Raw genomic sequence first — 14,919 nt, 5'->3', positions numbered from 1 at the left:
GACTACGACCATGCTGCTGATCCCCGCCATCGACCTGAAAGACGGTCACTGCGTTCGCCTGAAACAGGGCGATATGGAACTCGCCACCGTGTTCTCCGAAGATCCCGCCGAGATGGCGCTGCACTGGCTGAAGAAGGGTGCGCGCCGCTTGCACCTGGTCGACCTGAACGGTGCCTTCGCCGGCAAGCCGAAGAACGAGAGCGCCATCAAATCGATTCTGCAGGTGGTGCAGGACTACGCCACCGAGAATGACCTGGACGAGATCCCGGTCCAGCTCGGCGGCGGCATCCGCGACCTCGACACCATCGAGCGCTACCTGGACGACGGCATCACCTACATCATCGTCGGCACCGCCGCCGTGAAGAACCCGGGCTTCCTGCACGACGCCTGCGGTGCCTTCCCGGGTTCGATCATCGTCGGCCTGGACGCCAAGGACGGCAAGGTCGCGACCGACGGCTGGAGCAAGATGTCGGGCCACGAAGTCATCGACCTGGCCAGGAAGTTCGAGGGCTACGGCGTCGAATCGATCATCTACACCGACATCGGCCGCGACGGCATGATGGGCGGCGTGAACATCGAAGCCACCGTGCGCCTGGCGCAGGCCGTCAAGATCCCGATCATCGCTTCCGGCGGCCTGCACAACCTGGCCGACGTCGAAGCCCTGTGCGCGGTGCAGGACGAAGGCATCGAAGGCGTGATCTGCGGCCGCTCGATCTACGAAGGCACGCTCGACCTGGCCAGCGCCCAGGAACGCGCCGACGAGCTGACCGAAGGAGCGCAGGCTTAACCCCACCGTCGTCCCCGCGAAGGCGGGGATCCAAGTCTTGCCTTCATCTCGACTGAGCATGCAAAATTGGGTTCCCGCCTGCGCGGGAACGACGTTTGAAAGCTGACTTACTATATGCTCGCAAAACGCATCATCCCCTGCCTCGACGTTACCGGCGGCCGCGTGGTTAAGGGCGTCAATTTCACCGAGCTGCGCGATGCCGGCGACCCGGTCGAGATCGCACGCCGCTACGATGGCCAGGGTGCCGACGAGATCACCTTCCTCGACATCACCGCGTCGAGCGACGGCCGCGACCTGATCCTGCCGATCATCGAGGCGGTGGCCTCGACCGTCTTCATCCCGCTGACGGTGGGTGGCGGCGTGCGCAAGGTCGAAGACGTGCGCCGCCTGCTGAACGCCGGCGCCGACAAGGTGTCCATGAATACCTCGGCCGTCACCAACCCGCAACTGGTGTTCGACGCCTCGCAGAAGCACGGCTCGCAGTGCATCGTGGTGGCGATCGACGCCAAGCAGGTCGCGCCCGGCAAGTGGGAAGTGTTCACCCATGGCGGCCGCAACGCGACCGGCCTCGATGCCGTCGAGTGGGCGCGCAAGATGGAAAGGCTGGGCGCCGGCGAGCTGCTGCTGACCAGCATGGACCGCGACGGCACCAAGTCCGGCTTCGACCTCGGCCTGACGCGCGCCGTTTCGGACGCGGTCGGCATTTCCGTGATCGCTTCCGGCGGCGTGGGCGGCCTGCAAGACCTGGCCGACGGCGTCCTGGAGGGACATGCGGACGCGGTGCTGGCCGCCAGCATCTTCCACTACGGCCAGCACACGGTCAGCGAGGCCAAGCGCTTCATGCAGGCGCGCGGCATTCCTGTGCGCCTGGATTAACGAACAACCCAAGGATACGATGGTAACCCCGACGACGACGCCGACGATTCCGGCCCAGCCGTGGCTGAAGAAGGTCAAATGGGACGAGCACGGCCTGGTGCCGGTGATCGCCCAGGAAGCGGCGACCGGCGACATCCTGATGTTCGCCTGGATGAACCGCGAAGCCCTGGCCAAGACCGTGGAGCTGGGCGAAGCGGTGTACTGGAGCCGTTCGCGCAAGAAGCTGTGGCACAAGGGCGAAGAGTCCGGCCACGTCCAGAAAGTACAGGAAATCCGCCTCGACTGCGACGAGGACGTGGTGCTGCTGAAGGTCGAGCAGGCCGGCGGCATCGCCTGCCATACCGGACGCCATTCCTGCTTCTTCCAGAAGTTCGACAAGGGCGACTGGATCGAGGCCGAACCGGTGCTGCGCGATCCCGATACCATCTACACCAACCCGAAGAAGACGTTTCAAAAGAAAGACCTATGAGCACTATTCTCGACCGCCTGGCGGAAGTGATCGAATCGCGCAAGCCGGAAAACGGCGGCGATCCGGACAAATCCTATGTCGCCCGCCTGTTCGCGAAAGGTGACGACGCGATCCTCAAGAAGATCGGCGAAGAAGCGACCGAGACCGTGATGGCGGCCAAGGACGTGCGCGCCGGCGCCGACGCCTCCAAGCTGCTGTACGAAGTGGCCGACCTGTGGTTCCATTCCGCCGTGCTGCTGGCCCGTTTCGGCCTGAGCCCGCAGCAGGTGCTGGACGAGCTGGCGCGCCGCGAAGGCCTTTCCGGCATCGAAGAAAAGGCTGCGCGCAAGTGACAAAGTCGCCCCCGCGCAGGCGGGGGCCCAACTAGCTTCTTTGGAGAGAACATGGACAACTGCATCTTCTGCAAGATCGCTGCCAAGCAGATTCCGGCTGGCGTGGTGTACGAGGACGACGAACTGCTCGCGTTCAAGGACATCAACCCGGCCGCGCCGGTCCACCTGCTGATCATCCCGAAGCAGCACGTGGCCACGCTGTCCGATTGCACGGACGCGCACGCGGCGGTCCTCGGCAAGATGCTGGCGCTGGCACCGAAGCTGGCGGCCGAACATGGCATCTCCGTCAAGCAGGGCCCCGACGGCCAGCGCAGCGGCGGTTACAAGACGCTGATCAACTCCGGTCCGGACGGCGGCCAGGAGGTGTACCACCTGCACCTGCATGTGTACGGCGGTCCACGTCCGTGGCGCGGCCTCGGAACTTAAAAGGGCTTCCGACCGGGAAAGAAACCATTCCAGTTGTGCATCGCTTATACTGGGCGTAAGCTTCATGCGAATTCGGGCAAGCGCCCGCAAGGAGAAAACAATGGGTTCGTTGAGTATTTGGCACTGGCTGATCGTGCTGGTGGTGGTGGTGCTGGTATTCGGTACCGGCAAGCTGAAGAACGCGGGTTCCGACCTGGGCAAGGCCGTGAAAGGCTTCAAGGACGGCGTCAAGGGCGGCGAAGAAGAACGCCAGGCAAATGTGCCGCCGCAGCAGCAGGTGGCCGACAAGTCCCCAACCACGATCGACGTCGAGACGCGCGAAAAGAATCGTTCCTGATCCACACTGATCCTCCATGATCGATCTCGGGCTTTCCAAACTCGCCGTCATCGGTGTGGTCGCGCTGATCGTGATCGGCCCCGAGCGCCTGCCCAAGGTGGCGCGCATGGCCGGCACGCTGTACGGCCGCGCCCAGCGCTACCTGCACGAGGTGAAGTCGGAAGTTTCGCGCGAGATCGAAATGGAAGAGCTGCGCAACCTGCACAAGGAAGTGCAGGAGACCGCGCACAGCTTCAAGACCGAGGTCGAGAGCTTCGGCTCCGAGGTCGAGAACACGGTTTCTTCCCATCTCGGCGAGGTCGAATCCGCCTGGCGCGGCGACAGCGTGGCATCGTCGCCGCCGGTCACCCCGGACGACATCGAGCGCAAGGCGCGCGAATTCCGCCGCAAGAAGCTGGTCAAGACCTCCAGCGTTCCCGCCTGGTACAAGAATCGCCACGGCAGCCGCCACCATGTGCTGTCGGGTGCGGCGCGCGTGCGCAAGTTCCGCCCCGGCGCCAAGTCCAACACTTCCTTTTTCTAGATGACTGACGAAGCTGCAGGCGAAACTTTTATTTCGCACCTGGTCGAATTGCGCGACCGCCTGGTCCGGGCCGTGATCGGGATCGCCATCGCCTGCGTCGTCCTGATGCTGTGGCCGGGGCCGGATCGCATCTACGATTTCCTGGCCGCCCCCATGCTGGCCTCGCTGCCGCCCGGCGCCAAGATGATCGCCACCGGCGTCAGCGCGCCCTTCCTGGTGCCGATGAAGGTGACCCTGGTGCTGGCGCTGATCCTCGCGCTGCCTTGGGTGTTCTACCAGGCCTGGGCCTTCATCGCGCCCGGCCTGTACGCGCACGAGAAGCGGCTGGTGCTGCCGCTGGTGATTTCGTCCTCGCTGCTGTTCATTGCCGGCGTCGCGTTCTGCTACTTCCTCGTGTTCGGACGGGTGTTCCACTTCATCGCCAACTTCGCGCCCAGCTCGATCGCGGTCATGCCCGACATCGAGAACTACCTCGATTTCGTGATCTCGATGTGCCTGGCCTTCGGCGCCACCTTCGAGGTGCCGGTGGTGGTCGTGATCCTGGTGCGGATGGGTTTCATTACCGTCGAGAAGCTGAAGTCGGTGCGCCCCTACGTCATCGTCGGCGCCTTCGTGATCGCCGCCGTCGTCACCCCGCCGGACGCGGTCAGCCAGCTGGCCCTGGCGATTCCGATGTGCCTGCTGTTCGAGCTCGGCCTGCTGCTGGCGCCGGTGTTCGTGCGCGTCACCCGTGCCCCGGAAGAGCACGCCTAATTCCGGTCCGGCACATGGTTCAGCGAAAACGGCGCCCTCGGGCGCCGTTTTTCATTTTGTACCTGATGCAGACCAGCAGATAGCTATTGTTATTTTTATGCAACATTTTCTCCAGTGCAGGAAACAGCGCAGCTAGAATGGGGTGAGATGAGTTTTGCCATAACGACAAGGAGACGTTCAAATGGATTCAAACCGTCGCAACCTGCTGAAAGCCGGCGCATCCGCAGCTGTGGGTAGCCTCCTCGCAGCCACCCAGGCCCAGGCCCAGGCCCAGACCCAGACCCAGACCCAGACCACTCCCGCAGCACCTGCATTGTCTGTCCCTCCGCTGGCCGGCAGGATCGGCATGCGGCTCGCCACCTGCACGCTCGCATCCGGCGCTGCGCCGACGGTGGTGGCGGTCCTCGACAACGGCAAGATGATCGACTTGCAGGCCGAAGCAAAGCGCCAGAAGCGCGCGCTGCCCTTCGATGCCTCGTCGATGCTCGCGCTGATCAAGAGCGGCAATGCCGGCCTCGAACAGGTGCGCGGACTGGTCGAGCACGCGCTCGGCAAGCCGGCCTCGCTGCTGTCCGTCGACAGTGCCCGCTTCATGTCGCCGATTCCGCGGCCCGACCGCAACATCTACTGCGTCGGCTGGAACTACCTCGACCACTTCGAGGAGGGCAAGCAGGCCCGCTTCGACAAGTCGACCGAAAAGCTGCCGGATCACCCGGTGTTCTTCACCAAGGGCACGCATACGATGAACGGGCCGTTCGCCCCGATCCCGCATGACCCCAGCTATTCGAACACCACCGACTGGGAAGCGGAACTGGCTGTCATCATCGGCCAGACCGGGCGCAACATTCCGGAAGAGCGGGCGATGGATTACGTGTTCGGCTACGCGCCCTACAACGACACCACGGTGCGCGAGGCCCAGCAGAAGATGCATGGGGGCCAGTGGTTCAAGGGCAAGAGCCTGGACGGTCACGGGCCGATGGGGCCCTGGATCGTCACCGCGGCCGGCGTCAAGCTCGACGACCTGCGCGTGATCTGCCGCGTGAACGGCGTCGAAAAGCAGAACGCCAGCTACAAGCAGATGTACTTCAAGATCCCGCGCATCATCGCCGAGCTGTCGCGCGGCCTGACGCTCGAGGCGGGCGACATCATCGCCACCGGCACGCCCTCGGGCGTCGGCTTTGCGCGCAAACCGCCCGAGTTCCTGAAGAACGGCGACGTCATCGAGACCGAAATCACGGGCCTCGGCGTGATGCGCAACACGATCCGCGCCGAAGCCTGATTCAGTTGGTCTTCAACACGCCACCATTGCCCAGCCCGCCTTCAACGGACTGGGCCTTGTAGGCGCGCACGGCCTTGACCATCTGGTTATAGGAATCCATGAAAGACGCCGCCAGCACCTTGCCTTCCGGAGTGCTGCTGAAGCCGCTGGCGCCGGCGAAGCCATGCTGGAAGAAGCCGGCCATGCCACCAATATCCCAGTTGCGCGCGCTGCCCTCGGCCGCGGCCAGCTGGATGCCCGAACGGTTGTCGGTCAGCAGCAGCATGGTCGAGGCTTCGTTCGACTTCGCCGAACCGCCGATCAGCGAAGCCACCGCGCCGATGCGCCCGCCCAGCAGGCCATTGACGCCGCTGCTTCCCTTCTGGCTGAAGGTGATCGAGGGCGTCATCGTGTAGTCGGCGGCCACCATCTGGCCCTTGCCGATATGACTGGTTTTGCGCAGCTCGCCGGACTGCATCAGTTCGCGCTCGCCCTGTATCTGGCGCATGGCCTGGCCGCGTTCAACGATCACGAAGCAGTTCGACTGCTGGATGATCATGCGCAGCAGCGGCACCGTGCTCTGCGTACGATATTGCGCGGTCAGCTGGCTGACCCAGGGTTGGTTGGACTCCTCGACGATCGCCAGCGTGCCCAGCGAGCGGTCGCAGCGTTCGAGCCGGCTGTTGGCGTCGACCGCATTCGCGCCACCGGCCGCCCCGGTGGCGACGGTCTTGGCGCCCGAGGCACCGATGCTGGGGGAAGTGGAGCAGGCCGCCAGGGACAGCAGCAGGGGAATCAACAGGCAGGCCGGACGGTATGAAACCTTCATGGGGATCCTTTGCGATGGACGGGAAACCGCGCCATCCTAAGGTCCTGCCGGCCGTGCCTGCTTGTCTGTCCTCAAGCAGCGGGCAAAATTACTGCATCAACTGTCCGATGATCCGCACCGGCGCATTGCCGTAGCCGAGGAACTGGTCGTGGAACTCCTTCAGGTTGAAGCGTTCGCCCAGCTGCTGCTTGCGGCGCTCGCGCAGTTCCATGATGTCGCTGTAGCCGCTGAAGTAGCTGGTCAGCTGCACCGATGACAGCTGCACGCGGCGCCACTTCTCGGCCGCTTCCTGCGGAGTCTGGAAGGCCTGGCGCACCAGCAGGTCCATGGCCTGCTCGCGCGTCATGCCGAGCACGTGCACGCTGTAGTCGAGGATGGTGTTGGAGACGCTGCGCAGGTTCCACTTGCACCACATCAGCCACAGTTCCGGGGCATTGTTGCCATAGCCGGAGTCGAGCATCATGCGCTCGCCATACACGGCCCAGCCTTCGATCATGGCGCCGTTCCCGAACAGGGTCTTGACCAGCGAGGGCGAACGGTTGGCGTTCATCAGCTGGGTGTAATGGCCGGGGATCGCCTCGTGGATGTTCAGGATCTGCAGCATCCAGTTGTTGTACTCGCGCAGGCTGCTCTCGGCCTGGGCCGGCGTGAGGCCGTCCAGCGGCGTCACGTTGTAATAGGTCTTGTCCTTCGGGCGGTACGGGCCCGGGGCGTCGATGCTGGCGCCGGCCACGCCGCGCTGGTACAGCGGAGTCTCGCGCACCACCAGCGGTTTGCTCGGGTCGATCGTCACCAGGTTGTTCTTGACGACCCAGTCCTGCAATTGCGGGATCTGGCGCCGGATCTCGGGCAGGAACTCGGCGGGGGTGACGTGCTGCAGCGAGAGCTTGTCGATCACCATGCCGATCTTTTGGAAGCGGTCGTTCGGCTTCGATGCATTACCCATGGTCTGGGCCCACAACTGGTCGGCCAGGCCGTCCATGCGGGTCAGGAGTTCTTCGCGCGCGGCCAGGGCCTTGCGGTAGGTCTGCTCGGCCGTGCTGGCGGACTGGATCTCGAAGGCGAACTTCTGTTCGTACAGCTCCTTGCCGATGCGGAACGAGCGCGCATGCCGCATCTGCTCCTGCGATTTATCGAGGTCGCCCAGGTAGTCGACCCAGGCCAGCACCGCGCTGCCGGCGTTGGCGATGCGCTGGGCGAAGATCGCCTTTTCCTGCAGCGTCAGCTGGCTTGACTCCTGCGCCGCCTTGCCGAGGTCGGCCAGCACCACCAGCGTGCCCGGCGCCTGCGAGATCGCGAGCCGGGTGTGCTCGCGGGTCGGGTTCACGATCGAGGACTGCGCCGCCTGGTAGTAGGCCGGCACGTCGGCCAGGCGCTTGAGGATGGTGCGTAGGCGCTGCGGCTTGGCCGCATACTCGGTGTTCAGGATCAGGTCGAGCGGCTGGGCCACGTTGTACTGGGCCGGGTTCCATTCGAAGTCGCGCAGCACCGTCAGCTGCCAGCGGTCTTCCTGCAGCTTGTTGATCAGGACCGCGAGGTCGGTGCGCTGGTTGGGCGAGAGCTTGTCCGCGTTCAGCTTGCGGAACTTGCCCAGCCACTCGTCGATGAAGGCCAGCTGCCTGGCGCGGGTCGCGGCGTCGGGGATGGTCAGCTTGGCGGCGGCGTCGAACTTGCCGACGTAAATCGCGCCTTCCGGATCGATGCGCCACAGCGCGGTCAGGAACTGCATCGACTGCGAGTCCATGAAACGGTCGTTGCGGTTCTGCGAGGCCGCTGCGGAAACCGGCGCGGAAGCGGTCAACTGCGCCGGTGCGGGCGCGGCGGCTACGGCAGCGGCGGCGGCGGCGGCGGCCGGAGCGGCAAGGGCTGCCGCCTTGCCTTTACGCTTGGCGGATTTGCTGTCGGCCTTGGCGGACTTCGACGCGTGTCTGCCCGAGTCCTTCGCTGTCGACGACGGCTTGGCCTTGGCGCTGCTGGTGTGCTTCGGCCCGGCCGTCTTGCTGGTGCGCGCAGCGGCCGGCGCCAGGACGAAGCTGGTGAGCAGGACCGCAAGAGCAAGTTGCGGCGCGAGTTTCGTTTTCATCATCGTGATCTGTCTGCCTGATTAAAAAAATGGCGGGCGCCAGATTAGCACCAATCCCAGCCTTTGCGGAAACTTGAAACAATACGTCACGTATCGAGCGGTAGCGGACGTCCGCCCGCCAGGCCGGCCTGCAGCATGGCCAGCATGTCGTTCGGGGACATGCGCGCCGACACGTCGCTGCCCTCCAGCAGGCTGTCGGCCAGGTCGCGCTTGTGGCGGTGCAGGTCGACGATGCCTTCCTCGATCGTATGCCGCGCCACCAGGCGATAGATGGTCACGGGCCGCTGCTGGCCCATGCGGTGGGCGCGGTCCGAGGCCTGGTCTTCGACCGCCGGGTTCCACCACGGGTCCATGTGGATCACATAGTCGGCCGCGGTCAGGTTGATGCCGACCCCGCCGGCCTTCAGCGAAATCAGGAACAAATCGCCGTCGCCGGCCTGGAAGGCGTCCACGCGGCGCTTGCGTTCCTGCATCGGGGTCGAGCCGTCCAGGTACTGGTAGCGGATGCCGCGCTCGTCCAGGTGGCGGCGCAATAGGCTCAGGTGATCGACGAACTGGCTGAACACCAGCGCCTTGTGGCGGTTTTCGAGCAGCTCCTCGACCAGGCGCGCGAAGGCTTCCAGCTTGCTGCTGCGGATGCCGCTGTCGGGCGCCACCAGCTGCGGATTACAGCAGGCGCGGCGCAGCTTCATCATCTCGGCCAGGATCTGGATCTGCTTCTGGCTCTGCGGTGCCTCCAGGCTCGCGATGCGTTCCAGCGCGTCGCGGCGCAGCGATTCGTACAGCGCCGTCTCTTCCTGGCTCAGCTCCACCGGCAGCACGATCTCGGTGCGCGGCGGCAGTTCGGACAGCACCTGGGCCTTGGTTCTGCGCAAAATGAAAGGCTGCGTCAGGCGCCGCAGGCGCGTGCGCGCGGCCAGCTCGGCGCGCTTGTCGCTTGCCTTTTCGATCGGACCGGCGAAGCGCAGGTTGAACTGGTCGCTGGTGCCGAGCAGGCCCGGGTTGATGAACCTGAACAGGTTCCACAATTCGCCCAGGTGGTTTTCCAGCGGGGTGCCGGTGGCGGCCATGCGGAAGTCGCCGCGCAGGGCCATGACGGCCTGCGAGCGGCGCGTGTGCGCGTTCTTGATCGCCTGCGCCTCGTCCAGCACGATGGTGTGCCAGCGCACGTCCTTGAACAGTTCCGCTTCCAGTTGCAGCAGGCCGTAGCTGACGACGACGACGTCGAACGGGCCGGCATCCTTCAGCATCGCCTCGCGCTTGCCCGGACCGAACAGCTTCATGTTGAGGGTGGGGGCAAAGCGCTCGGCCTCGGCCATCCAATTGGTGGCGACCGAGGTCGGCGCCACCACCAGGGTCGGGCCGCCGGGGGCGCGCGACAGGATCAGGGCCAGCGCCTGCAGGGTCTTACCCAAGCCCATGTCGTCGGCCAGGCAGGCGCCGACGCCCCAGTGCGCCAGGCGGGACAGCCATTCGAAGCCCTCGACCTGGTAGTCGCGCAGCTCGGCCTGCAGCGTGGTCGGCAGCTGCGGCCGGTAGTCGGCGTTCGCCGCCATGTGCTGCAGGTGCTTGCGCCAGGCCGCATCGGCATCGACTTCGCCGGCGTCCAGTGCCATCTCTTCCAGCGCGAAGCTGGCCAGCGGATGGAAGCGCAAGGCCTCGTCGTCCGCATCGGTATAGGCCGACAGGTCCGTCAACCTGCGGTGCAGCTCGTCGGTCAGCGCCAGGAACTGGTTGTCGCCCAGGGCGATAAAACGGTCCTCGCGCAGGCGTCCGAGCAGTTCGCGCAAGTCCATCACCTTGTTCTCGTCGACCTGGATCTCGCCGTTGGCGGCGAACCAGTCCTTGTCGCGCCGGATGGTCAGGCGCACCGACTTCGACGACACCTTCTTCGTGATGCGGAACGATTCGCCTTCCGGCCAGCCGACCACGACCCGCGACGCGGGAAGCTCCTGCAGCTCGGTCAGCAGCTCCAGGCAGTGGAAGGGCTGGCCCAGCAGCCATTCGCCGTGCTCGTCCTCGGCGTTTTCGAGCGCCTTGCAATCGGCCAGCAGCTGGCGCTCGGCCTCGCGCTCGGCATTCAGGTTACGCTGCGCTTCCATGCGCACGCCGTTCACGTCCGCGATGATGCTCTCCGCGCCGTCGCCGGGGCGCAGGTAGGGCCCGGCATCCGGCAAGGGACGCACCAGCACGCGTACGCGCAGGCCCTGCTGGTAGGGCAGCAGGTGCAGGTGCAGGCGCATGTCGGCCGCCACCTGCTCGATGTCGGCCGGGCTGCCGCCGATGTCCGACTGCACCGTCACGATCGAGGAGATCGCGCTGATCGCCTGCAGCACGCGCTTTTCCGCCGCCAAAGGCACTTCCAGCCCGTCGCCGACGATGGCGCCGATGCGCTTGTGCTCGTCCTTGATGCGCACGATGCGCAGCCGGTTCGGCGTCTCCTTCGTCACCACGACGTCGCCCTGCTGCTCGCGCATCGGCGGATTCAGCGAGATGGTGACCTTGCCGCCGCCGGCGCGCACCATCAGCTGGGGCTCGCCGGGCAGGAGTTCGATGCGGGTGCCGGGCGAATCCATCCAGAACAGCAGCGGGTGGCCGGCGAGCAGCGCCACCGCCTTGTCGAGGTCGAACTCGTAGCGCATGCCGGTGCCGCTGTAGTAGCGGTAGGCGCCGATGGTGCTGGCCACCTGCACGTCCTGCGCGCTCAGGAAGTCGAGTTCGGCCGCTTCCTCGGCCAGTCGTTTCAGGCCGAGCGGACGCCCGCGGGTCCAGCCGCCCTGCGCGTCGCGCTTCTGCTCGCGCGGTTCGAGCGCGCGCACGCCCAGGTGCGGGTCCCAGCTCAGCAGCCAGGCCAGGCGCGATTCCTTCACCACCTCGACGTTGACGGCCGGCTGCAGGTTGATCAGGGCATTGAGCTGGCGCTCCCAGGGCTGCTCGCGCTCGAACCAGAGCGCCATGTCGGTGAATCGGTGGCGCTGGCGCAGGGCGATCGCACGCTGCTCGATACCGACCATGCCGAGCTGGCCCAGCACGGAAGCGATCTGCGCCGCGATGAAGTCGAAGCCGGCCGCTTCGGCCGTCTCCATCTGCTGCTCCAGGAAGGCCTTGCGCTCGGCCAGCTGCGGCATCCCGAGCCACCAGTGGAGCAGGGCACGGAACATGACCGGCTGCAGCGCGGTCTCCCAGTTGCGCGAAGGGAGCACCTCAGCGTCGACGGTGCCGCTGCGGATCTGGCGCAGCATCGACAGCTGCTGGTAGACGGCGGTGTCGTGGCTCTGCACGGCGCGGGTGGCGGAATCGAGGTAGGCGTCGAGCGCCTTGGCGTGCTTCGGGTCGCTGCTGCGCAGCAGGGCGGTGATGTACAGGTGGCCGCCAATGCCCTCGAAGATGGCCTTGCGCTTGCCGGTTTCCTTGCGCAGCGCCTTCAAGGCCTTGTCGAAGCCGGCCAGGGCATCCATGGTATCGCCGCGCAGCAGCAGCAGCACGCTGCGGTAGTACAGGGTCGCGGATTCGTCGAGCTCGTGCAGCAAGTCGCCGGCGGCGTCCAGGCGGCCGCACAGGATCAGGTGCTCGGCCAGCGCGGTGCGCAGCGCCATCGAGGCGCCGCCCTGGGCCACGTGTTCCTCGGCGTAGGCACGTACCTGCGGCGCGCTGGCCGGTTCGCGCTGGACGTGGTTGACCAGCACCGCCAGCACCTCGTCGCGCACCGCGCCGTTGATGCGCTCGATGAGTTCCGGCTCGAAGGGACGGGCGCAGATGTCGACCAGCGGATGCAGGTAGGCCGCCTCATGGCAGCGCAGGCAGGCCGCCAGCAGCGGCGCGATGGTCTTCGGTCCTTCCCCGGCCAGCAGGGCCATGCGCAGCAGCGCCACGCCCTGGCGGTAGCTGCGCAGCATCGGCGTGCCCTGCCAGTCGAGGCGCAGCGGCGTCACGGTCTGGTAGACCTCGCGCAGTTCGTTCAGGCGCCGTCCGCGCAGGGTCCAGGCCGTCGCCGGCCATGCCAGGTCGGGCGTGACGACGTAGCCGCGCGAGGGCAGCTCGGCGATCAGGCCGTCCGCACGCAGCGCTTCCAGGTCGTCGGCCAGGTCGTCTTCCACGGCGCTTTCGCCGAGCGGCGCAAGGTGCTCGTGGATGCGCCGCCGTCCCATCGGCTCGCCGGACAGGGCCAGCAGCGCCAGGATCAGCTTGCGCTTCTCATTGCACGCTTCGAAGATCGCGCCGAGTACCTCCGCATTCACCAACCGGGTCATGCCGCCAGGTTCTCGATCTCGACTGCAGGCAGATCGCCTGGCACCGGAATGCCGAATACACGTAGATAAAAAACCAGCTCCGCTTCGAGCGTGCGCACGATGCTGTCCGCCTTGCGGAAGCCGTGGCCTTCGCCTTCGAGCGTCAGGTAGGCTACCGGCACGGCGCGCCGGCGCAGGGCCTCGACCATCACCTCGGACTGCGGCGGCGGCACCACCTTGTCGTCCAGGCCCTGGAAGAAGATCATCGGGCGGCGCAGTTTTTCGGTATGGTTGATCGGCGAGCGTTCCGCATACACGGCATCCGCACGCTCTTTCGGCGCGATCAGGTATTCGTTGTAGTGCGACTCGAACTTGTGCGAATCGGCGTCCAGGCCCTTCAGGTCGGACACGCCGTAGTAGCTGGCGCCGGCCTTGAACACGTCGTGGAAGGCGAGGGCGCACAGCGTGGTCAGGCCACCGGCGCTGCCGCCGCGGATCACCAGGCGCTCGCGGTCGACCAGGCCCTGGTCGGCCAGGTAGCGTGCGCCGGCCACGCAATCCTCGACGTCGACCACGCCCCACTGTTCCTTCAGCAGGTCGCGGTAGGTGCGTCCGAAGCCGGTGCTGCCGCCGTAGTTCACGTCCAGCACGGCGATGCCGCGGCTGGTCCAGAACTGGGTCGCCAGCTTCAGCGTGCTGCTGGCCATGCTGGTCGGGCCGCCGTGGCCGATCACCATCAGCGGCGGCAGCTCGCCCGGCAGCGGCTCGTGGTCGGCATTCGTCGGCGGGTAATAGAAGGCGTAGGCCGTGCGTCCGTTTGCACTCGGGTAGCCGATCGATTGCGGCACCGACAAATAGCCGACCTCCGGCAGCTGCTCGATCGAGCGCGCCAGCACTTCCCTGCGGCCGCTGGCCAGGTCGATGCGCGCTACCTCTGCCGCGATGGTCGGCGCGCCGGCCAGCAGGACCAGGGTGTCGCCGGCCACGCGCAGCTCGCGGATCTCCTGGTAGGGGTTGTCGATGGCGGTCAGCAGCCCGTTGTTCGTGTCCAGGCGCGCCAGACGGCTGACGCCAGCTTCGATATAAGTGCAGACGATCTCGCTGTCGGAGCGGAAGCCATACATGCTATTGCCGAAGACCCAGTGCGGACCGCCGAATTCGGCCTCGCGCGGGCAGATCGGATGCACCACGCCGTGGTCGTAGCGGTGCAGGTTCCACCAGCCGCTGCGGTCGGACGCGAAGTGCAGGGTCCCGCCCGGCGACCATTCCGGCTGCACGATGGCTTCATGCTCTCCGCCGGCGATCAGGCGGCCATTCATCAGGGTGCCGTCCGCGGCGACGTCGGCCAGCCACAGTTCGGTACCTTGCCAGGGCATGCGCGGATGGTCCCAGCTCAGCCAGGCGAGCTGTCTGCCGTCGGGCGACAGGCGCGGGGACGAATAAAAGTCGTTGCCGTCGACCAGCACCATTTCAAGGCCGTCGAAACCGATCGCGCAGATCGTGTTGACCGGGTAGGTCGCGCCGGCCGAATGGTCTTCGCGCACGCCGACCAGGCGCCGGCGCGTGGCATCCAGCACGAAGTCGGCATAGCGCAGATCGCCGCCGGCGCTGAGCGGCTGCGGCTCTCTGTCACCTTCGACACGGTAAATACGGTTGTCGGCGAAATGCGAGAACCACACTGTCCCGCCCGCGGCCAGTGCCGCGCCACCGCCGTACTCGTGCACGCGGGTGCGCACGTTGAAGGGCGCCGGCGTGAGTTCGTCGATGTGGCCGTCGCGCTGGCGCAGCAGGGTCGTGCGGCCGCCTTCGCTGGCGCGGCCGGCCAGCCAGTAGAGGTCGGCGCCGTCCAGCAGCACGCCGGACAGCGGCGTCGAGCCGGCGGCCACCAGGGCGGCAGTGATCGGTGAGGTCCAGGCGCCACAGGGGGCGGCCTGCTTGCGGGATTGGTCTGGCATGGGATCGGTCCTGGCAAGGGATGGATGCCCATTATAAGTGCGCATTCAGCCGTCACGAAGGA

At 66.1% G+C, this 14,919-nt stretch carries 13 protein-coding genes; 9 read left to right on the top strand and 4 right to left on the bottom strand.

The window, feature by feature from the left end; all coding sequences use genetic code 11:
* The first annotated feature begins 10 nt into the window (after nt 1-10).
* The 9 genes from hisA (at nt 11) to ACI48D_RS18370 (ending at nt 5,782) form a co-directional block, all read left to right on the top strand.
* The gene (hisA, locus tag ACI48D_RS18410; protein ID WP_435572693.1) at nt 11-787 is read left to right on the top strand and encodes a 1-(5-phosphoribosyl)-5-[(5-phosphoribosylamino)methylideneamino]imidazole-4-carboxamide isomerase; all 777 of its coding nucleotides are present in this window, start codon (nt 11-13) and stop codon (nt 785-787) included.
* Nucleotides 788-901: 114 nt separating this feature from the next.
* Entirely contained in the window at nt 902-1,663 is a 762-nt protein-coding gene (gene hisF, locus ACI48D_RS18405; RefSeq protein ID WP_435572692.1) for an imidazole glycerol phosphate synthase subunit HisF, read from the top strand.
* A 19-nt stretch (nt 1,664-1,682) separates the two neighbouring features.
* Nucleotides 1,683-2,132, top strand: a complete 450-nt coding sequence (hisI, locus tag ACI48D_RS18400) for a phosphoribosyl-AMP cyclohydrolase (protein WP_435572691.1) — start codon at nt 1,683-1,685, stop codon at nt 2,130-2,132.
* Nucleotides 2,129-2,464 (top strand): phosphoribosyl-ATP diphosphatase, encoded by a 336-nt coding sequence (locus tag ACI48D_RS18395; protein ID WP_435572690.1) that lies wholly within the window; start codon nt 2,129-2,131, stop codon nt 2,462-2,464. Before hisI ends, ACI48D_RS18395 begins: the two co-directional genes overlap by 4 nt.
* 51 nt (nt 2,465-2,515) lie before the next feature.
* Nucleotides 2,516-2,890 (top strand): histidine triad nucleotide-binding protein, encoded by a 375-nt coding sequence (locus tag ACI48D_RS18390; RefSeq protein ID WP_435572689.1) that lies wholly within the window; start codon nt 2,516-2,518, stop codon nt 2,888-2,890.
* Between the two features lie 100 nt (nt 2,891-2,990).
* Nucleotides 2,991-3,227 carry a Sec-independent protein translocase subunit TatA gene (gene tatA, locus ACI48D_RS18385; RefSeq protein ID WP_435572688.1) on the top strand — a complete coding sequence of 79 codons (237 nt, stop codon included), beginning with the start codon at nt 2,991-2,993 and terminating at the stop codon, nt 3,225-3,227.
* Between the two features lie 16 nt (nt 3,228-3,243).
* Nucleotides 3,244-3,750, top strand: a complete 507-nt coding sequence (gene tatB, locus ACI48D_RS18380; protein ID WP_435572687.1) for a Sec-independent protein translocase protein TatB — start codon at nt 3,244-3,246, stop codon at nt 3,748-3,750.
* Nucleotides 3,751-4,503: a twin-arginine translocase subunit TatC gene (gene tatC, locus ACI48D_RS18375; protein WP_435572686.1), complete on the top strand. Its 753-nt coding sequence runs from the start codon at nt 3,751-3,753 to the stop codon at nt 4,501-4,503. It begins immediately after the preceding gene.
* A 181-nt stretch (nt 4,504-4,684) separates the two neighbouring features.
* A complete protein-coding gene (locus tag ACI48D_RS18370) occupies nt 4,685-5,782 on the top strand; it encodes a fumarylacetoacetate hydrolase family protein (protein WP_435572685.1) in 1,098 nt (365 codons plus the stop codon).
* Between the two features lies 1 nt (nt 5,783).
* Here the strand turns inward: ACI48D_RS18370 and ACI48D_RS18365 are convergent, their stop codons facing one another.
* The 4 genes from ACI48D_RS18365 to ACI48D_RS18350 form a co-directional block, all read right to left on the bottom strand.
* Nucleotides 5,784-6,590, bottom strand: coding sequence for a CsgG/HfaB family protein (locus tag ACI48D_RS18365; RefSeq protein WP_435572684.1), 807 nt, complete (start codon nt 6,588-6,590; stop codon nt 5,784-5,786).
* An 88-nt stretch (nt 6,591-6,678) separates the two neighbouring features.
* Complete coding sequence (locus ACI48D_RS18360; protein ID WP_435572683.1) at nt 6,679-8,676, bottom strand: DUF885 domain-containing protein; 1,998 nt, start codon at nt 8,674-8,676, stop codon at nt 6,679-6,681.
* Between the two features lie 83 nt (nt 8,677-8,759).
* Nucleotides 8,760-12,923, bottom strand: a complete 4,164-nt coding sequence (locus tag ACI48D_RS18355; protein ID WP_435572682.1) for a DEAD/DEAH box helicase — start codon at nt 12,921-12,923, stop codon at nt 8,760-8,762.
* Nucleotides 12,920-14,857, bottom strand: coding sequence for a prolyl oligopeptidase family serine peptidase (locus tag ACI48D_RS18350; protein WP_435572681.1), 1,938 nt, complete (start codon nt 14,855-14,857; stop codon nt 12,920-12,922). Before ACI48D_RS18350 ends, ACI48D_RS18355 begins: the two co-directional genes overlap by 4 nt.
* Nucleotides 14,858-14,919 lie beyond the last annotated feature (62 nt).

Origin of the sequence: Massilia sp. LXY-6 (assembly GCF_051233485.1) — a bacterium.
GTDB lineage: Bacteria > Pseudomonadota > Gammaproteobacteria > Burkholderiales > Burkholderiaceae_D > Telluria.
The sequence above is the reverse complement of the archived record's forward strand: the minus strand, read 5'-3'. Positions and strand labels throughout refer to the sequence as shown.